We start from the raw sequence: 18064 nt of genomic DNA, 5'->3' as shown, positions 1-18064 counted from the left end.
ACTGCCCGGCGGGGGAAGGGAGGTGGTGTTCGTCGAGGAAGGGGGCCGGGTTCCGGCCCGGCAGACTGGGCGCATGACCACACAGCCGACGCCCGCCGTCCAGCCCGAGTCCCCGGCGCCGCAGGGCCCTCCCGCCCCGTCCGCGCCCTTCGTGCCCGCTCCGTCCGATGTCGAGGCCTATCTGCGGCGCATCGGGGCGGAGCGGCCGGTGCGCGCGGACGCCGCCGCGCTGCGCGAACTGCACCTGCTCCATCTGCGGACCGTGCCCTTCGAGAACCTCTCGATTCACCTCGGCGAGCCCGTCGTCCTGGACGAGAAGGCGCTCCTCGGCAAGGTGGTCGACGCGCGCAGGGGCGGCTTCTGCTACGAGGTCAACGCCGCGTTCGCCGTCCTGCTGAGGGGGCTCGGGTACGGGGTCGAGCTGCTCCAGGCGCGGGTCGTCGGGGAGGGCGGGAGGCTGGGCATCCCGTACGACCACATGGCGTTGCGGGTGGAGACGGTGGAGGGGGAGCGGTGGCTGGCCGACGTCGGGTTCGGCGACCACAGCCACTTTCCGCTGGTCCTCGACGCGCGCGACGACCAGGAGGACCCGGGAGGCGTCTTCCGGATCGCGGAGACCGCCGGCGGAGACCTGGAGGTGCTGCGGGACGGGGAGCCGCAGTACCGGGTGGAGGTCCGGCCGCGTGAGCTCGCCGACTTCGCGGCCGGGTCCTGGTACCACCGGACCTCGCCCGACTCGCACTTCACGGGCTCCCTCGTCTGCTCCCGGCTCACCGAGGAGGGCCGGATCACCCTCAGCGGCACGAAGTCGATCACAAGAGCACGTGATGAGCGCGACGAGCGGGTCCTCGACGGGGACGACGAGGTGCGGGAGGCGTACCGGGAGCTGTTCGGCATCGAGCTCGACGCGCTGCCCGTCGTATCGCCGCCCTTCGCGCGGGAGGAGAACGCCGACTCGGACTCCCGGTGACACTTGCCGACACTTGCGCCACCGGCTCGCGGTCACCGCCGAGGGGTACATGCCGCACCACGGCACCGCCGTCGTCGCCGAGGGCGTCCACACCGGCCTCGGCGACGTCCGGCTCCAGGTCGCCCCGCAGCCCCGGCTCCCGGAGCCGGGCGACTTCCTCGACGTCGGCGCGTGCCCGACGCTGGAGTTCCACAGCGAGCGCTTCACCCACCGGGGCGGCAGCCGCTGGGCCGTCACCGGGGCGCCCACCCTCCACGGCGTGAGCCGCACGGTGACCCTCGGCGCCCGTTGAAGCCGGGGAGCTGAAGGGGCCGGGAAGGACCGGGAGGGGTCAGGGGGCTTCCAGCCAGCCCTCGTACTCGGCGGCCAGGCCGTCGAGGGCCGCCGGGTCGAGCCGGCCGTCCGGGTCCTCGACGACCACCAGCCACTGTGCGTCCTCGGCGTCGTCCTCCCCGGCCAGGGCGTCCCGCACGAGCTGCGGTTCCTCGGCGACGCCGAAGCGGTCGGGAAGCTCCCCCGCGACCTCCTCGGCGGCGTCGCGGTCGGGGAGCACCAGTACGTGTCGTTCACTCACCCCGCCATTCTCGGGCATGGACACGACGGCCGGTGAGCACGGCTGCGGGTGAGCGCGGCCGTCGATGGGCACGGCCGCCGGTGAGCATGGTCGTCGGTGGCCGGGACCGTCGGTGGGCACGGCTGTCGGTGGGCACGACCGGCGATGGGCACGGCTGTCAGCGGCCCGTGGGATGCTGGACCGCGATGGCCACCAGGAAGACTTCCCCCGACGACCTCCTCGGTCCCGTGACGCTCGCCGTGGGACAGGAGGACCTGCTCCTCGACCGCGCCGTCCAGGAGGTGGTGGCGGCCGCCCGCGCCGCCGACGCCGACACGGACGTGCGCGACCTCACCCCCGACCAGCTCCAGCCCGGGGCGCTCGTGGAGCTCACCAGCCCCTCGCTCTTCGCCGAGCGCAAGGTCCTGATCGTGCGGAACGCGCAGGACCTCTCCGCCGACGCGGTCAAGGACGTCAAGGCCTACCTCGGCGACCCGATCGAGGACATCTCCCTCGTCCTGCTCCACGCGGGCGGAGCCAAGGGCAAGGGCCTGCTCGACGCCGCGCGCAAGGTCGGGGCGCGGGAGGTGGCCTGCCCGAAGACGACCAAGCCGGCCGAGCGGCTGACGTTCGTGCGGCAGGAGTTCCGGGCGCTCGGGCGCTCGGCCACCCCTGAGGCCTGCCAGGCCCTGGTCGACTCGATCGGCAGCGACCTGCGCGAGCTCGCGTCCGCCGTCGCGCAGCTGACCTCCGACGTGGACGGGACGATCGACGAGGCCGTCGTCGGGCGGTACTACACGGGCCGCGCCGAGGCCTCCTCCTTCAACGTCGCCGACCGCGCCGTCGAGGGGCGGGCGGCCGAGGCCCTGGAGGCCCTGCGCTGGTCGCTCTCGACCGGGGTCGCGCCCGTGCTCATCACCAGCGCGCTCGCCCAGGGCGTACGGGCCATCGGCAAGCTCTCCTCGGCCCGGGGCGGCCGCCCCGCCGACCTCGCCCGGGAGCTGGGCATGCCGCCCTGGAAGATCGACCGGGTGCGGCAGCAGATGCGCGGCTGGACCCCCGACGGGGTCTCGCTGGCCCTGCGCGCGGTCGCCGAGGCGGACGCGGGCGTGAAGGGCGGGGGCGACGACCCCGAGTACGCCCTGGAGAAGGCGGTCGTCGCGGTGGCCCGTGCGGCGAGGATGCGCCGGGACGCCTGACCGGGCCCGGGAAGGGGGCTCTGTCGGGGGCTCGCTGTGCGGCAGGGGTCGGGCCCCGCCTCGATCGCAGTGTCCCGGCCCCGTCTCGTACCGTCGAAGTTTGGCCCTGCTCCGTCCCGCAGCGGCCGGCCCGGCCCCGCCCCGTACAAGCCCCCCCGCACGTCGAAGGCCCCGTCGTCTCCTGGGGAAGGAGGCGACGGGGCCTTCGAGGTTCAAGCGAGTGGGCTCGCACCCGCGTGGCGAACGCGTCCGCGTGCGAGTCCGGGGTGGCCGGGCGGGAGCGGGAGAGAGGGCCCGCTGGATCCCGTGCGGCCGGTCACATCAGAGCTCAGCCCTGGAGGGAGGCAACCTTGGTGGCCAGCGCCGACTTCTTGTTGGCGGCGGCGTTCTTGTGGATGACGCCCTTCGAGACAGCCTTGTCGAGCTGACGCGAGGCGGCACGAGTGGCGACGGTGGCCTTCTCGAAGTCGCCGGCGGCGACAGCCTCACGGGCCTTGCGGATCGCGGTCTTGAGCGACGACTTGACGGCCTTGTTGCGCAGGCGCGCCTTCTCGTTCGTCTTGTTCCGCTTGATCTGGGACTTGATGTTCGCCACGAAAAGAGCCTTTACAGGTTCGGTGTTCCTTCTGGAAGTGCCTCGCGAGCTGAGAGGGCAGACGAGACACAGCTGTCCACGGTATCAGCCGCCCTCGCGCCCGCCCAAACCGGGCGTCGGCCGCCGGGCATGGGACCATGGAGCCTACGTATCCGTTCAGAACATCGCCCGAGACGAGAAGCCTGCGTGCCCGCGACTCCTACCAACGTGCCCGAGCCGAGCCGTACCGCCCCGGCTCTGATCCGCAACTTCTGCATCATCGCGCACATCGACCACGGCAAGTCCACGCTCGCCGACCGGATGCTCCAGCTCACCGGTGTGGTCGACCAGCGGCAGATGCGCGCCCAGTACCTCGACCGGATGGACATCGAGCGTGAGCGCGGCATCACGATCAAGTCCCAGGCCGTCCGTCTGCCGTGGGCTCCCACCGAGGGGCCGGAGCAGGGGCGCACGCACATCCTGAACATGATCGACACCCCCGGGCACGTCGACTTCACCTACGAGGTCTCGCGGTCCCTCGCGGCGTGCGAGGGCACGATCCTCCTGGTGGACGCGGCGCAGGGCATCGAGGCGCAGACCCTCGCCAACCTCTACCTGGCGATGGAGAACGACCTCACCATCGTCCCGGTCCTCAACAAGATCGACCTGCCGGCCGCGCAGCCGGAGAAGTTCGCCGAGGAGCTCGCCAACCTCATCGGCTGCCAGCCGGAGGACGTGCTCAAGGTCTCCGCGAAGACCGGCCTGGGCGTCGAGGCGCTGCTCGACCGCGTCGTCCGGGACGTCCCGGCCCCGGTCGGCGTCGCCGACGCCCCCGCCCGCGCGATGATCTTCGACTCGGTGTACGACTCGTACCGGGGCGTCGTGACGTACGTGCGTGTCATCGACGGGCAGCTCAACAAGCGCGAGCGCATCAGGATGATGTCGACCGGCGCCACCCACGAGCTCCTGGAGATCGGCGTCTCGTCCCCGGAGATGACGCCGTCCGACGGTCTCGGCGTCGGCGAGGTGGGCTACCTCATCACCGGTGTGAAGGACGTCCGCCAGTCCAAGGTCGGTGACACGATCACCTCGCAGGCCAAGGGCGCCACCGAGGCGCTCGGCGGCTACAAGGACCCGAAGCCGATGGTCTTCTCGGGCCTCTACCCGCTGGACGGCTCGGAGTACCCCGACCTCCGCGAGGCCCTCGACAAGCTCCAGCTCAACGACGCCGCGCTCGTCTACGAGCCGGAGACCTCCGCCGCGCTCGGCTTCGGCTTCCGCGTCGGCTTCCTCGGCCTGCTCCACCTGGACGTGATCCGAGAGCGCCTGGAGCGCGAGTTCGGCCTCGACCTGATCGCCACCGCCCCCAACGTGGTCTACCGCGTGGTCATGGAGGACGGCAGCGAGCACACGGTCACGAACCCGAGCGAGTTCCCCGAGGGCAAGATCGACGAGGTGTACGAGCCCGTCGTCCGGGCCACGATCCTCGCGCCCAGCGAGTTCATCGGCGCGATCATGGAGCTCTGCCAGAACCGGCGCGGCACCCTGATCGGCATGGACTACCTCTCCGAGGACCGGGTCGAGATCCGCTACACCCTGCCCCTCGCCGAGATCGTCTTCGACTTCTTCGACCAGCTGAAGTCCAAGACGCGCGGATACGCCTCCCTCGACTACGAGCCCACCGGCGAGCAGGCCTCCAGCCTGGTCAAGGTCGACATCCTGCTGCACGGCGACAAGGTCGACGCCTTCTCCGCCGTCACCCACAAGGACGCCGCGTACGCCTACGGCGTGCGGCTCGTCGCCAAGCTGCGCGAGCTCATCCCCCGGCAGGCCTTCGAGGTGCCGATCCAGGCCGCGATCGGCTCCCGGGTCATCGCCCGCGAGACCATCCGCGCCATCCGCAAGGACGTCCTCGCCAAGTGCTACGGCGGTGACATCTCCCGGAAGCGGAAGCTCCTCGAGAAGCAGAAGGAGGGCAAGAAGCGCATGAAGATGGTCGGTTCGGTGGAGGTGCCGCAGGAGGCCTTCATCGCCGTCCTGTCGAGCGACGAGTCCTCCGGCAAGGGCAAGAAGTAGCCAACCTCGGACCGTCGGGAGACGGTCGGAGGGCGTGACGGGAGGCGGGGCCGCGAGGCCCGCCCCCCGTCCCACGCGGTACACGAACGGGTCCACGCGCACGGTGCGCGTGGACCCGTTCGTTATGAAGCGACGCACGGCAAGGCCTTACGCGCCGGACCTCGGGCCTTTAGTCTGATCCCGGCTCGAAGGTTACTCGCCAGTTAGTTACGAACCACCAGAAGGCACCGCCGCCGCCCGGAGGACGTCGTGAGCGACACACAGACCCAGATCGAGAACCGGCCGCCCTCCGTGGCGACCCTCTTCCTTGAGCGCGTCGAGCGGACTCCCGACGCGGAGGCCTACCGCTACCCGGTACCCGCCGCGTCCGGCACCGGCCCGGACGACTGGAAGTCGCTCAGCTGGGGGCAGGCCGCCGAGCGGGTCTACGCGATCGCCGCCGGCCTCGTCGACCTCGGCGTGCAGCCCGAGGAGCGGGTCGCCCTCGCCTCCTCCACCCGGGTCGAGTGGATCCTCGCGGACCTCGGCGTGATGTGCGCGGGCGCCGCGACCACCACGGTCTACCCGCAGACCAACGCCGAGGAGTCGGCCTTCATCCTTTCGGACTCCGAGTCCAGGGTCCTCATCGCGGAGGACGCGGCCCAGCTCGCCAAGGCCGTCGAGCGCCGCGCCGAGCTGCCGAACCTCCGCCACGTGGTCGTCGTCGACGCCGCCGGCGTCGAGAGCGACGGCGACTGGGTCCTCACCCTCGCCGAGCTGGAGGAGCGCGGCAGGGCGTACCTGGAGACGCACCCCGAGGCGGTCAAGGAGCGGGTCTCCGCGATCACCTCCACGCAGCTCGCCACCCTCATCTATACCTCGGGCACCACCGGCCGCCCCAAGGGCGTCCGCCTCCCGCACGACAACTGGTCGTACATGGCCAAGGCCATCGCCGCGACCGGCCTCGTCACCCAGGAGGACGTGCAGTACCTCTGGCTGCCGCTCGCCCACGTCTTCGGCAAGGTCCTCACCTCCGGCCAGATCGAGGTCGGGCACGTCACCGCCGTCGACGGCCGCGTCGACAAGATCATCGAGAACCTGCCGGTGGTCCAGCCGACCTACATGGCGTCCGTGCCCCGCATCTTCGAGAAGGTCTACAACGGGGTCGCCGCCAAGGCCCGCGCCGCCGGCGGCGCCAAGTACAAGATCTTCCAGTGGGCCGCCGAGGTCGCCCGCGACTACGCGAAGACCACCCAGGACAACTTCCGCCGCACCGGCACCGCCTCCGCGCCCTTCGGCCTGGGCGTCAAGCACAAGGTCGCCGACGCCCTCGTCTACGGCAAGATCCGCGAGGCCTTCGGCGGCAACCTGCGCGCGTGCGTCTCCGGCTCCGCCGCCCTCGCCCCCGAGATCGGCTACTTCTTCGCCGGCGCGGGCATCCACATCCTGGAGGGCTACGGCCTCACCGAGACCTCCGCCGCCTCCTTCGTCAACCCGGGCGAGGCCTACCGCACCGGCACCGTCGGCAAGCCGCTCCCCGGCACCGAGGTCCGCATCGCCGACGACGGCGAGATCCTGATGCGCGGCCCCGGCATCATGGAGGGCTACCACGGCCTGCCCGAGAAGACCGCCGAGGTCCTGGAGTCCGACGGCTGGTTCCACACCGGCGACATCGGCGAGCTGTCCGCCGACGGCTACCTGCGGATCACCGACCGCAAGAAGGACCTGATCAAGACGTCCGGCGGCAAGTACATCGCGCCGGCCGAGGTCGAGGGCCAGTTCAAGGCCGTCTGCCCGTTCGTCTCGAACATCCTGGTCCACGGCGCCGACCGGAACTTCTGCACCGCCCTGATCGCCCTCGACGAGCCCTCCATCCTCGGCTGGGCCGCCGACCACGACCTCGCGGGCAAGTCGTACGCCGAGGTCGTCGCCGCCCCGCAGACCGAGAAGCTGATCCAGGGCTACGTGGACCGCCTCAACGAGGGCCTCCAGCGCTGGCAGACGATCAAGAAGTTCCGCCTGCTGCCGCGCGACCTCGACATCGAGCACGGCGAGCTGACCCCGTCCCTGAAGCTCAAGCGCCCGGTCGTGGAGCGCGAGTACAAGCACCTCATCGAGGAGATGTACGCGGGCTCGCGCGAGTCCTGACCGGCGCCCCCGCACCGGGGGCGACCAGCACGGGAGCCGGTTGTCCACAGGCAGCCGGCCCACCCCGGGCAGTACGGGACAATGGGCTCATGCCTTCCGTACTGCCCGATGGTGAGACCGTTCCCGAGGACGGGGCGCTGCCCCCGCACGCCCTGGAAGGGGCCGGGGAGCGCCCGCTCGGGTTCTACCTGCACGTGCCCTACTGCGCGACGCGCTGCGGGTACTGCGACTTCAACACCTACACGGCGAGCGAGCTGCGCGGCACGGGGGGCGTGCTCGCCTCCCGGGACAACTACGCCGAGCAGGTCGCCGAGGAGGTCCGGCTCGCCCGCAAGGTCCTCGGCGACGACCCCCGGCCGGTCCGGACCGTCTTCGTCGGCGGCGGCACGCCCACGCTGCTCGCCGCCGGGGACCTCGTACGGATGCTGGGGGCGATCCGCGACGAGTTCGGGCTCGCGGACGACGCCGAGGTCACCACCGAGGCGAATCCCGAGTCGGTCGACCCGGCGTACCTCGCGGAGCTGCGCGAGGGCGGCTTCAACCGGATCTCCTTCGGCATGCAGAGCGCCCGGCAGCACGTCCTGAAGGTCCTCGACCGCACCCACACGCCCGGACGCCCCGAGGCGTGCGTCGCCGAGGCGCGGGCCGCCGGGTTCGACCACGTCAACCTCGACCTGATCTACGGCACGCCCGGCGAGTCCGACGACGACTGGCGGGCCTCGCTCGACGCGGCGATCGGCGCCGGTCCCGACCACGTCAGTGCCTACGCCCTGATCGTCGAGGAGGGCACGCAGCTCGCCCGCCGCATCCGGCGCGGCGAGGTGCCGATGACCGACGACGACGTGCACGCCGACCGGTACCTGATCACCGAGGAGGTGCTGTCCGGGGCCGGCTTCGAGTGGTACGAGGTGTCCAACTGGGCCACCTCGGAGGCCGGGCGCTGCCTCCACAACGAGCTGTACTGGCGCGGCGCCGACTGGTGGGGCGCCGGGCCCGGCGCGCACAGCCACGTGGGCGGGGTCCGCTGGTGGAACGTGAAGCACCCCGGCACGTACGCGGCGGCCCTCGCGGCCGGGAGGACGCCGGGCGCGGGCCGCGAGCTCCTCTCCGAGGAGGACCGGCGGGTGGAGCGGATCCTGCTGGAGCTGCGGCTCCGGGAGGGGGTCGAGCTGGCCCTGCTCAAGCCCGCGGGCCTCGCCGCCTCCCGCAAGGCCCTGGAGGACGGCCTCCTGGACCCCGGCCCGTACGGGGCGGGGCGGGCGGTCCTGACCCTGCGGGGCCGGCTGCTCGCGGACGCGGTGGTGCGGGACCTGGTGGACTAGGGCGTGTCCGGCGGCGTCCTACGGCGCCGTCACGAAGTCGATCAGCTCCTCGACCCGGCCCAGCAGCGCCGGCTCCAGGTCCTTGTACGACGTCACCCTCGACAGGATGTGCTGCCAGGCCGCGCCCGTGTGGTCCGGCCAGCCCAGGGCGCGGCAGACGCCCGTCTTCCAGTCCTGGCCGCGCGGGACCGTCGGCCAGGCCGGGATGCCGAGCGAGGACGGCTTCACCGCCTCCCAGACGTCGATGTACGGGTGGCCGACGACCAGGACGTCCGGCGAGGTCACCTGTGCCGCGATCCGGGACTCCTTCGAGCCCGGGACCAGGTGGTCCACCAGGACGCCGAGGCGCGCGTCGGGCGCCGGGCCGAACTCCGCGACGATCGCCGGCAGGTCGTCGACGCCCTCCAGGTACTCCACGACCACGCCCTCGATCCGCAGGTCGTCGCCCCAGACCCGCTCGACCAGCTCCGCGTCGTGGCGGCCCTCGACGTAGATCCGGCCCGCCCGCGCCACGCGCGCGCGTGCGCCCGGCACCGCGACCGAGCCGGAGGCCGTACGGGTCGGGCGGGCCGGTCCCGAGGCCGGGCGGACCAGGGTCACGACCTTCCCCTCCAGGAGGAAGCCGCGCGGTTCCAGCGGGAAGACCCGGTGCTTCCCGAAGCGGTCCTCCAGGGTCACCGTGCCCGCCTCGCAGCGGATCACCGCCCCGCAGAAGCCCGTCCCCACCTCCTCCACGACGAGGTCGCGGTCGGCCGGGACCTCGGGGACGGGCGCCGACTTCTTCCAGGGGGGCGTCAGGTCCGGGTTGTAGCTGCGCATGAGCTCCATCCTGTCCAGGGCGTGGCGTCGCGACACCGCCGGAATCCGGTGCGGCCCCCGGGAGACGCTGCCAGGAGGGCGTCAAGTCCGGTTCGTGGCCGCGCATCCGGGCGACGTTATGCGACGGAGAAGCGCGTCGCCAGTTCCTCCCGCTGGCGTCGTACGAACGCGGCGTCCACCACCGCCCCGTGCCCCGGCACGTACACCGCGTCCCCGCCGCCGAGCGACAGGAGCCGGTCCAGGGCGTCCGGCCAGCGGGACGGGATCGCGTCCGGGCCCGCCTGCGGCTCGCCCGACTCCTCCACCAGGTCCCCGCAGAAGACCACCTCCGGCGGACCGGGCACCAGGAGCGCCAGGTCGTGGCCCGTGTGCCCGGGGCCGACGTTCGCCAGGAGCACCTGCCGGCCGCCCAGGTCGAGCGTCCACTCGCCGGAGACCACGTGCCGCGGGGCCACGAGGACGTCCGCCGCCTCCGCGGCCGCCGCCGGGTCGAGACCCTGCCGCACCCCGTCCGCGCGCAGCTCCTCCCGGTCCCGTCCCCGGGCGAGCAGCTCCTCCGTGCCGACCGCGCCGAAGACCTCCGCGCCCGCGAAGGCCGCCGTGCCGAACACGTGGTCGAAGTGCGGATGGCTCAGTGCGATGTGCGTCACCCTCCGGCCGCCCGTGAGTTCCGCCACCTCCGCCCGCAGCTCCGCGCCCTCCGCGAGGGACGACCCCGTGTCGTACAGCAGCACCGCCCGTTCGCCCACGACGAGCCCCACCGTGGCGTCCCAGACGGGCAGCCGGCGCCGGCCCACCCCGTCCGCGAGCCGTTCCCATCCCCGTGCTTCCCAGTCGACGTCCATGCACCGACGCTAACCGGTGGGGCGTCGCCTCCTTGCCAGGAGCGATGTGTGCCGCCGTACACTGGCCGGGGATCGCTGGCACTCGGACAGGGCGAGTGCCAAAAGCGGAGCAACCGGATCGACCGACGACAGCTGGAGGTGCGCACGATGCTCAGCGAACGCAGACTCGAAGTGCTGCGCGCCATCGTCCAGGACTATGTCGGGACGGAGGAGCCCGTCGGCTCCAAGGCGCTCACGGAGCGCCACAAGCTCGGCGTGTCGCCCGCCACCGTGCGCAACGACATGGCCGTGCTCGAGGACGAGGGCTACATCGCCCAGCCCCACACCAGCGCCGGCCGCATCCCGACGGACAAGGGCTACCGCCTGTTCGTCGACCGGCTCGCGGGGGTCAAGCCGCTGTCGACGCCCGAGCGGCGGGCCATCCACAACTTCCTCGACGGCGCGGTCGACCTGGACGACGTCGTCGGCCGCACGGTCCGGCTGCTCGCGCAGCTCACCCGGCAGGTCGCCGTCGTCCAGTACCCCTCGCTGACCCGTTCGACCGTCCGGCACGTGGAACTGCTCTCGCTGGCCCCGGCCCGCCTGATGCTCGTCCTCATCACGGACACCGGCCGGGTCGAGCAGCGGGTCGTGGACTGCCCCGCGCCCTTCGGCGAGACCTCCCTCGCCGACCTGCGGGCCCGGCTCAACAGCCGGGTCGTCGGCCGCCGGTTCGCCGACGTGCCGCAGCTGGTGCAGGACCTCCCCGAGTCCTTCGAGGAGGCCGAGGACCGCGCCACGGTCTCGACCGTGCTCGCGACCCTCCTCGAAACCCTCGTGGAGGAGCACGAGGAGCGGCTGATGATCGGCGGCACCGCCAACCTCACCCGCTTCGGACACGACTTCCCCCTGATGATCAGGCCCGTCCTGGAGGCTCTGGAGGAGCAGGTCGTCCTCCTCAAGCTGCTCGGCGAGGCCAAGGAATCGGGCATGACCGTACGGATCGGGCACGAGAACGCCCACGAGGGGCTGAGCTCCACGTCCGTCGTCTCGGTCGGCTACGGTTCGGGCGGCGAGGCAGTCGCCAAACTCGGCGTGGTCGGACCGACCCGCATGGACTACCCCGGAACGATGGGAGCGGTACGCGCAGTGGCACGTTACGTCGGACAGATCCTGGCGGAGTCGTAAGTGGCCACGGACTACTACGCCGTACTCGGCGTGCGCCGCGACGCTTCCCAGGACGAGATCAAGAAGGCGTTCCGGAGGCTCGCGCGCGAGCTGCACCCGGACGTCAATCCCGATCCGAAGACGCAGGAGCGCTTCAAGGAGATCAACGCCGCCTACGAGGTCCTCTCGGACCCGCAGAAGAAGCAGGTCTACGACCTCGGCGGCGACCCGCTCTCGGCCTCCGGCGGAGGCGGCGCGGGCGGCTTCGGAGCGGGCGGCTTCGGCAACTTCTCCGACATCATGGACGCCTTCTTCGGCACGGCCTCGCAGCGCGGCCCGCGCTCGCGCACCCGCCGGGGCCAGGACGCCATGATCCGCCTGGAGATCAGCCTCGATGAGGCGGCCTTCGGCACCACCAAGGACATCCAGGTCGACACGGCGGTCGTCTGCACGACCTGCTCCGGCGAGGGCGCCGCGCCCGGCACCTCCGCGCAGACCTGTGACATGTGCCGCGGCCGCGGCGAGGTCTCCCAGGTCACCCGGTCCTTCCTGGGCCAGGTCATGACCTCCCGGCCCTGCCCGCAGTGCCAGGGCTTCGGCACCGTCGTCCCGACCCCGTGCCCCGAGTGCGCGGGCGACGGCCGGGTCCGCTCCCGCCGCACCCTCACGGTCAAGATCCCGGCCGGCGTCGACAACGGCACCCGCATCCAGCTCGCGGGCGAGGGCGAGGTCGGCCCCGGCGGCGGCCCCGCCGGCGACCTGTACGTCGAGATCCACGAGACCCCGCACGAGATGTTCCAGCGGCGCGGCGACGACCTGCACTGCACGGTGACGATCCCGATGACGGCGGGCGCGCTCGGCACCAAGGTGCCGCTGCAGACCCTCGACGGCGTCGAGGAGATCGACATCAGGCCCGGCACCCAGTCCGGCCAGTCGATCCCGCTCCACGGGCGCGGCGTCACCCACCTGCGCGGCAACGGGCGCGGCGACCTCATCGTGCACGTCGAGGTCCAGACCCCGGGCAAGCTCGACGCCGAGCAGGAGCGCCTCCTGCGCGAGCTCGCCAAGCTGCGCGGCGAGGAACGGCCGACCGGCCAGTTCCAGCCCGGTCAGCAGGGGCTGTTCTCGCGGCTGAAGGACGCGTTCAACGGGCGGTAGGCCCGGCCCGTACGTACGGGCTTGAGCACGGGGAGGGGCGGTGTCCATCTATGGATACCGCCCCTTTCCATGTCCCTCCCCCGCGGCATGACACGATGCCCATATGTCCACCACCGCACTGAACGATCTCTCTCGGTTCCCGATCGTGCAGGCCCCCATGGCGGGTGGCGCCTCCTGCCCCGAGCTCGTCGGAGCCGTCTGCGAGGCCGGCGCGCTCGGCTTCCTGGCCGGCGGCTACAAGACGGCCGGCGGCCTCTACCAGGAGATCAAGCAGGTACGCGGGCTCACCGGGCGCCCCTTCGGCGTCAACCTCTTCATGCCGCAGACCGGACGGCCCGCCGACCCCGCCGCCGTCGAGGTCTACCGCCACCAGCTCGCCGGAGAGGCCGACTGGTACCGGACCCCGCTCGGCGAGACCGACGACTCCCGCGACGACGCCTACGACGCCAAGCTGGCCATCCTCCTGGAGGACCCGGTCCCCGTCGTCTCCTTCACCTTCGGCTGCCCCGCGCCCGACGTCCTCGCCTCCTTCGCCCGCGTCGGCACGTACACGATCGTCACCGTCACCTCCGCCGAGGAGGCCCTCGCCGCCGAGCGCGCCGGGGCCGACGCCGTCTGCGTCCAGGGCGTCGAGGCGGGCGGGCACCAGGGGACGCACCGCGACGACCCGGACGAGGACGGCACGCCCGGCACCGGCCTGCTCACCCTGGTCACCCAGGTCCGCGAGAGCACCGGCCTCCCGCTCGTCGCCGCCGGCGGGATCATGCGCGGCGCCCAGATCGCCGCCGTCCTCGCCGCCGGGGCCGGCGCCGCCCAGCTCGGCACCGCCTTCCTCGGCTGCCCCGAGTCGGGCGCCCACCCGCTGCACAAGCGGGCCCTGACCGACCCGCTGTTCACCCGGACCGCCCTGACCCGGGCCTTCTCCGGGCGCCCGGCGCGCGGCCTCGTCAACCGCTTCATGCGTGAGCACGGCCCGTACGCCCCCGCCGCCTACCCCGAGGTCCACCACCTCACCGCCCCGCTGCGCAAGGCCGCCGCCACCGCCGGCGACGCCCAGGGCATGGCCCTCTGGGCCGGCCAGGGCCACCGCCTCGCCCGCGAACTCCCCGCCGGGCGACTGGTCGGGCTCCTCGCCGCCGAACTCGACACCGCCCTCTCGGAACAGGCCCCCAGGAGCACTTCGTGACCGCACCCGTCTTCGTCGTCGACGCCGTCCCCGGCGCCGGGAGCTTCCTCCTGGACGGCCCCGAGGGGCGGCACGCCGTCTCCGTGAAGCGGCTGCGGGAGGGCGAGGAGCTCGTCCTCGTCGACGGCCGGGGCCGCTGGGCCGCCTGCGAGGTGCTCGCCGCCGAGGGCAGGGACCAGCTCACCGTGCGGATCGCCGAGGTCCACGAGGACCCCGAGGAGGAGCCCCGGATCACCGTCGTCCAGGCGCTGCCCAAGGGCGACCGGGGCGAGCTGGCCGTCGAGACCATGACGGAGACCGGCGTGGACGCGATCGTGCCGTGGGCCGCCTCCCGCTGCATCACCCAGTGGAAGGGCGACCGGGGCCTCAAGGCGCTCGCCAAGTGGCGGTCCACCGCGCGCGAGGCCGGCAAGCAGTCGCGCCGCACCCGCTTCCCCGAGGTCGCAGACCTCATGACGACCAAGCAGGTCGCCGCCCTCCTCGCCGGCGCCGACTTCGCGGCCGTCCTGCACGAGGACCGCGACCACCCCAGCGGCGCGCTCGCCACCGCCGACCTCCCCGCGAAGGGCTCGGTCGTCCTGGTCGTCGGGCCCGAGGGCGGGGTCTCCCCGGAGGAGCTGACCGCCTTCGAGGCGGCCGGGGCGAAGCCGTACCGGCTGGGCCGCAGCGTCCTGCGCACCTCCACGGCGGGCACGGCGGCGACGGCCCTGGTCCTGGGGCGCACGGGCCGCTGGGGCTGAGGGGTGCCCTTCGGGGCCGTCAGCCCCCGTCCGCCGTCAGCTCGTCGAAGAGCGGCCGGCCGTCCTCCTCCCGAACCCCGTTCGCGGTCGGTACGAGGCCCCGGGCGACCGCCGCGTCGAGGAACCGGCGCACGACCCCGGGCTCGTCGAGGTTGAGCCAGCCGCCGTCGACGGCGAGCACCTCGTGCCTGCCCATCGTGAACCCGGCCACCGCGCGGCCCGGCGCCTCCCGGAAGACCAGCCGGAGCAGGGCGTGCGGGCGCTCGGCGCGGCGCAGGGCGAGCACGGTCCGGCAGTCGGGGTGCCGGTGCCGGACGTTCCAGAGCCAGACCGTCCCGTCGTCCACCGTCAGCCCGCGCAGGGCCCCGTCCCGTCTCATGCGGCGCAGTGTACGGACGGGGGATGTGCGGCACCCGGTGGACGACGGCCCCCCGCGGCTCCTTAGGGTGGCCGCATGGCCGACGAGTCCCCCCTGATCCGCAGTCTGCGCGCCGCCGTGGCCGCCGCCCCCGGCGACGTGCCCCTGCGTCTCCACTTCGCCGAACTCCTCCTCGCGGAGGGGCGCAACGACGAGGCCGTCGCGGAGGCGGCCGTCGCCCTCCAGCACGCGCCCGGGGACGCGGGCGCCCGCGCCCTGATGGTCCGCGCGATGGGCCTGCCCGCCGCGGAGACCCCGGCGCCGAACGCCGCGGAGACCCCGGCGCCGACCGCCGTGGAGGACCCGTCGCCGGCCGTCGCGGAGACCCCGGCCCCGGACGAGCCCGCACAGGCCGCTTCCGCCCCCGCCCCCTCCTTCGACTGGGACGCCGCCGAGCAGCAGGTGCAGGACCTCGTCGGGCCCCGTTTCCTGGAGGACCCGCAGGCCGCCGACGGCGACGGGACCGCAGGCGACGCGGACGCCTGGGACGTCGACGCCCCCGGCTCCGTGCGCCTCGGCGACGTCGGCGGCATGGAGGAGGTCAAGGACCGCCTGGAGGCAGCCTTCCTCGCCCCCATGCGCAACCCCGAACTGCGCAGGCTGTACGGCAAGTCGCTGCGCGGCGGCCTGCTCCTCTACGGCCCGCCCGGCTGCGGCAAGACCTTCATCGCCCGGGCCGTCGCGGGCGAACTCGGCGCGAGCTTCCTCACCGTCTCGCTCTCCGACGTCCTCGACATGTGGATCGGCGCCTCCGAGAAGAACATCCACGACATCTTCGAGACCGCCCGCCGCCAGGCGCCCTGCGTCGTCTTCCTCGACGAGCTGGACGCCCTCGGCGCCAAGCGCTCCCGCACCCACCACAGCGGCCTGCGCAACGTCGTCAACCAGCTCCTCACCGAGCTCGACGGCATCGCGAGCGGCGCCGGGAACGAGGGCGTCTTCGTGCTCGCCGCCACCAACGTCCCCTGGGACGTGGACATCGCGCTGCGCCGCCCCGGACGCCTCGACCGCACCCTGCTCGTGCTGCCGCCCGACGCCGCCGCCCGCGAGGCGATCCTCCGCTACCACCTGCGCGAGCGGCCCATCGAGGCCGTCGACCTCGGCAAGCTCGTCAAGGCCACCGAGGACTTCTCCGGCGCCGACCTCGCGCACGTCTGCGAGACCGCCGCCGAGGCCGCGCTCCTCGACTCCGCCCGCAGCGGCTCCGTACGCCTGATCACCACCAAGGACCTGCTCGGCGCGGCCAAGCAGATCAAGCCGTCCACGGAGCCGTGGTTCGCCGCCGCCCGAAACGTCGCCATGTTCGCCAACGAGGGCGGCCTCTACGACGACCTGCTCGCCCACCTCAAGCGGAAGCGCAAGCTGTGAGCGAGGCGGAGGCCCGGGGCGCCCACGGCACCGCCCTGCGGCGCGCCGAGGCGCTGTACGAGGCCGGACGGTACGAGCGGGCCGGGGCGCTGGCCGCCCAGCACCTGGCGACCGAACCGGAGGACGCCGAGGCGCTCGTCCTGCTCGCCCGCTGCCACCACCGGGGCGGCGACCACCACGCGGCCCTGGCCGCCGCGGACCAGGCGCTGCGGGCCGAGCCCGAACTGCTCGGCGCCTGGCTGATGCGCGTCCAGATCCTCCTCTCCCAGAAGCGCTACCAGGAGGCCGAGGCCAGTGCCCGGCACTCCGTCACGCTCGCCCCGCACTACTGGGGCACCCACTACGCGCTCGGCACCGCCCTCGCGGAGCACGGCGAACACGGCGAGCGCTTCTTCACGCGCGCGCGTACCGTCGAGGCGTACGAGGCCGCCCGGACCGCCGTGAACCTCGCGCCCGAGGAGGACGCGGCCCACTTCCTGGTCGGCCTCACCGCCCAGCGCCGGGGCGACCACGCCACCGCGCAGCGGGCCTACGAGACGGCGCTGCGCCTCAACCCGCAGAGCAGCGAGGCCCACAACAACCTCTCGCTGCTCCGGCTGCGGCGCCGCTGGTTCCGGCGCGGGGCGTGGACGCAGGCCGCCGAGGGGTTCGTCGCCTCCGCCGCGCTCGACCTCCAGGACCGCAAGGCCCGCTACAACCTGGAGGCCATGGCCTGGAACACCGTCGCCGGGGCCCGCTGGGTCGCCCTGATCGGCTTCATCGCCTCCGTGTACGCCACCGCCGCCGTCCGCACCGGCGGGACCGGGACCGGGGCGGTCGTCCAGTTCCTGATCGGCACGGCGATCCTCGTCGGCGCCTGGGGCGGCTGGGTGCTGTGGATGAGCCGCCGGCTGCCGCCCCGGCTGCGCCGCCCGCTGCTGCTCGTGGCGCGCGGCTGCCGGCCGGTGATCGCCATGGCGACGGCCGTGGGGCTGCTCGGCCTCCACTCGGTGGCGACGACGGCCCTCTGGTCCCTCGACGCGGGCGTGGTCGGCGGGCTCGGGACGCCGCTGTTCTGGGGCGTGGTCATCACGTACTGGGTGAGCCGCTCGTTCCTGAACCGGCGCGCGCCCAAGGACTGAACCGGCCGGAAGAACGGGCCCGTCGGTGGCGGCGGATAGCATGCGCGTGTACTGACCGACGGAGGCGAGGAGGCCCGGACCATGGCCGGAGAGCCGCAGAGCGACTGCCTGTTCTGCAAGATCGTGGCGGGGGAGGTGCCCGCGACGATCGTGCGCGAGACGGAGACGACCGTCGCGTTCCGCGACATCAACCCGCAGGCGCCCACCCACGTCCTGGTGATCCCGCGCGTCCACTACCCGGACGCCGCCTCCCTCGCGGCCGGCGCGCCGGACGTCGCCGCCGACCTGCTCCGCGAGGCTGGCGAGGTCGCCGCCCAGGAGAAGACCGACGGCACCGGCTACCGGATCGTCCTCAACACCGGCGCGGGCGCGGGCCAGACCGTCTTCCACACCCACGCGCACGTGCTCGGCGGCCGCGGCCTCAACTGGCCGCCCGGATAAG

Annotated in this window: 17 protein-coding genes and 1 pseudogene; 13 read left to right on the top strand and 5 right to left on the bottom strand. The window is 73.1% G+C overall.

Annotated elements, in window-relative coordinates; translation table 11 throughout:
• Positions 1-73 precede the first annotated feature (73 nt).
• Together AB0398_RS13415 and AB0398_RS13410 are read left to right on the top strand one after the other, a co-directional pair.
• Positions 74-970, top strand: coding sequence for an arylamine N-acetyltransferase (locus AB0398_RS13415; RefSeq protein ID WP_366374614.1), 897 nt, complete (start codon positions 74-76; stop codon positions 968-970).
• Between the two features lie 19 nt (positions 971-989).
• A pseudogene (locus AB0398_RS13410) lies at positions 990-1250 on the top strand (YceI family protein); the annotation flags it as partial.
• A 51-nt stretch (positions 1251-1301) separates the two neighbouring features.
• On the opposite strand, the gene AB0398_RS13405 reads toward AB0398_RS13410, so the two are convergent.
• Positions 1302-1544 (bottom strand): hypothetical protein, encoded by a 243-nt coding sequence (locus AB0398_RS13405; RefSeq protein WP_125664369.1) that lies wholly within the window; start codon positions 1542-1544, stop codon positions 1302-1304.
• A gap of 185 nt (positions 1545-1729) precedes the next feature.
• Between AB0398_RS13405 and holA the strand changes: the two genes are divergently transcribed.
• On the top strand, positions 1730-2722 hold the full coding sequence (holA, locus tag AB0398_RS13400) for a DNA polymerase III subunit delta (RefSeq protein ID WP_366374613.1): 993 nt from the start codon (positions 1730-1732) through the stop codon (positions 2720-2722).
• Positions 2723-3050: 328 nt separating this feature from the next.
• On the opposite strand, the gene rpsT is transcribed toward holA, so the two are convergent.
• Positions 3051-3317, bottom strand: coding sequence for a 30S ribosomal protein S20 (gene rpsT, locus AB0398_RS13395; RefSeq protein WP_150270330.1), 267 nt, complete (start codon positions 3315-3317; stop codon positions 3051-3053).
• A 186-nt stretch (positions 3318-3503) separates the two neighbouring features.
• On the opposite strand from rpsT, the gene lepA reads away from it, so the two are divergent.
• From lepA to hemW, 3 genes are all read left to right on the top strand, one after another.
• Complete coding sequence (gene lepA / locus AB0398_RS13390) at positions 3504-5372, top strand: translation elongation factor 4 (protein ID WP_366374611.1); 1869 nt, start codon at positions 3504-3506, stop codon at positions 5370-5372.
• Positions 5373-5621: 249 nt separating this feature from the next.
• Positions 5622-7499: an AMP-dependent synthetase/ligase gene (locus AB0398_RS13385; RefSeq protein ID WP_366374609.1), complete on the top strand. Its 1878-nt coding sequence runs from the start codon at positions 5622-5624 to the stop codon at positions 7497-7499.
• An 89-nt stretch (positions 7500-7588) separates the two neighbouring features.
• Entirely contained in the window at positions 7589-8821 is a 1233-nt protein-coding gene (gene hemW / locus AB0398_RS13380; RefSeq protein WP_366374607.1) for a radical SAM family heme chaperone HemW, read from the top strand.
• A gap of 18 nt (positions 8822-8839) precedes the next feature.
• Here the strand turns inward: hemW and AB0398_RS13375 are convergent, their stop codons facing one another.
• Together AB0398_RS13375 and AB0398_RS13370 are read right to left on the bottom strand one after the other, a co-directional pair.
• Positions 8840-9640: a DUF3097 domain-containing protein gene (locus AB0398_RS13375; protein WP_366374605.1), complete on the bottom strand. Its 801-nt coding sequence runs from the start codon at positions 9638-9640 to the stop codon at positions 8840-8842.
• Between the two features lie 116 nt (positions 9641-9756).
• Entirely contained in the window at positions 9757-10485 is a 729-nt protein-coding gene (locus AB0398_RS13370; RefSeq protein ID WP_366374604.1) for an MBL fold metallo-hydrolase, read from the bottom strand.
• Positions 10486-10632: 147 nt separating this feature from the next.
• Between AB0398_RS13370 and hrcA the strand changes: the two genes are divergently transcribed.
• The 4 genes from hrcA to AB0398_RS13350 all read left to right on the top strand — a co-directional run bounded on the left by hrcA (position 10633) and on the right by AB0398_RS13350 (position 14715).
• Positions 10633-11652: a heat-inducible transcriptional repressor HrcA gene (gene hrcA, locus AB0398_RS13365; RefSeq protein WP_366374602.1), complete on the top strand. Its 1020-nt coding sequence runs from the start codon at positions 10633-10635 to the stop codon at positions 11650-11652.
• The gene (gene dnaJ / locus AB0398_RS13360) at positions 11653-12789 is read left to right on the top strand and encodes a molecular chaperone DnaJ (protein ID WP_366374600.1); all 1137 of its coding nucleotides are present in this window, start codon (positions 11653-11655) and stop codon (positions 12787-12789) included.
• Between the two features lie 103 nt (positions 12790-12892).
• Positions 12893-13975: a nitronate monooxygenase gene (locus AB0398_RS13355; RefSeq protein WP_366374598.1), complete on the top strand. Its 1083-nt coding sequence runs from the start codon at positions 12893-12895 to the stop codon at positions 13973-13975.
• A complete protein-coding gene (locus tag AB0398_RS13350; RefSeq protein ID WP_366374596.1) occupies positions 13972-14715 on the top strand; it encodes a 16S rRNA (uracil(1498)-N(3))-methyltransferase in 744 nt (247 codons plus the stop codon). The genes AB0398_RS13355 and AB0398_RS13350 overlap by 4 nt, the downstream gene beginning before the upstream one ends.
• A 19-nt stretch (positions 14716-14734) precedes the next feature.
• Here AB0398_RS13350 and AB0398_RS13345 read toward each other — a convergent pair whose 3' ends face one another.
• Positions 14735-15094: a hypothetical protein gene (locus tag AB0398_RS13345; protein WP_366374595.1), complete on the bottom strand. Its 360-nt coding sequence runs from the start codon at positions 15092-15094 to the stop codon at positions 14735-14737.
• Between the two features lie 75 nt (positions 15095-15169).
• Here AB0398_RS13345 and AB0398_RS13340 point away from each other — a divergent pair, with 75 nt between their 5' ends.
• The 3 genes from AB0398_RS13340 (at position 15170) to AB0398_RS13330 (ending at position 18063) form a co-directional block, all read left to right on the top strand.
• Entirely contained in the window at positions 15170-16501 is a 1332-nt protein-coding gene (locus tag AB0398_RS13340; RefSeq protein WP_366374593.1) for an ATP-binding protein, read from the top strand.
• Complete coding sequence (locus AB0398_RS13335; protein ID WP_366374592.1) at positions 16498-17622, top strand: tetratricopeptide repeat protein; 1125 nt, start codon at positions 16498-16500, stop codon at positions 17620-17622. Before AB0398_RS13340 ends, AB0398_RS13335 begins: the two co-directional genes overlap by 4 nt.
• An 81-nt stretch (positions 17623-17703) precedes the next feature.
• Entirely contained in the window at positions 17704-18063 is a 360-nt protein-coding gene (locus AB0398_RS13330) for a histidine triad nucleotide-binding protein (protein ID WP_121829312.1), read from the top strand.
• The last annotated feature ends 1 nt before the right edge of the window (position 18064 follow it).

The sequence above is a fragment of the Streptomyces sp. NPDC086147 genome (genome assembly GCF_040702165.1).
Classification (GTDB): Bacteria; Actinomycetota; Actinomycetes; order Streptomycetales; family Streptomycetaceae; genus Streptomyces.
Note: the sequence above shows the minus strand (reverse complement) of the source record. Positions and strands in the feature narration are given on the sequence as shown.

What these genes read in the sequence shown, in the direction of transcription:
- AB0398_RS13345 (WP_366374595.1), bottom strand. Translation starts at nt 15,094, where the DNA reads ATGAGACGGGACGGGGCCCTGCGCGGGCTGACGGTGGACGACGGGACG.
- AB0398_RS13415 (WP_366374614.1), top strand. Translation starts at nt 74, where the DNA reads ATGACCACACAGCCGACGCCCGCCGTCCAGCCCGAGTCCCCGGCGCCG.
- AB0398_RS13375 (WP_366374605.1), bottom strand. Translation starts at nt 9,640, where the DNA reads ATGCGCAGCTACAACCCGGACCTGACGCCCCCCTGGAAGAAGTCGGCG.
- holA (WP_366374613.1), top strand. Translation starts at nt 1,730, where the DNA reads ATGGCCACCAGGAAGACTTCCCCCGACGACCTCCTCGGTCCCGTGACG.
- AB0398_RS13370 (WP_366374604.1), bottom strand. Translation starts at nt 10,485, where the DNA reads ATGGACGTCGACTGGGAAGCACGGGGATGGGAACGGCTCGCGGACGGG.
- AB0398_RS13330 (WP_121829312.1), top strand. Translation starts at nt 17,704, where the DNA reads ATGGCCGGAGAGCCGCAGAGCGACTGCCTGTTCTGCAAGATCGTGGCG.
- AB0398_RS13355 (WP_366374598.1), top strand. Translation starts at nt 12,893, where the DNA reads ATGTCCACCACCGCACTGAACGATCTCTCTCGGTTCCCGATCGTGCAG.
- hrcA (WP_366374602.1), top strand. Translation starts at nt 10,633, where the DNA reads ATGCTCAGCGAACGCAGACTCGAAGTGCTGCGCGCCATCGTCCAGGAC.
- hemW (WP_366374607.1), top strand. Translation starts at nt 7,589, where the DNA reads ATGCCTTCCGTACTGCCCGATGGTGAGACCGTTCCCGAGGACGGGGCG.
- AB0398_RS13340 (WP_366374593.1), top strand. Translation starts at nt 15,170, where the DNA reads ATGGCCGACGAGTCCCCCCTGATCCGCAGTCTGCGCGCCGCCGTGGCC.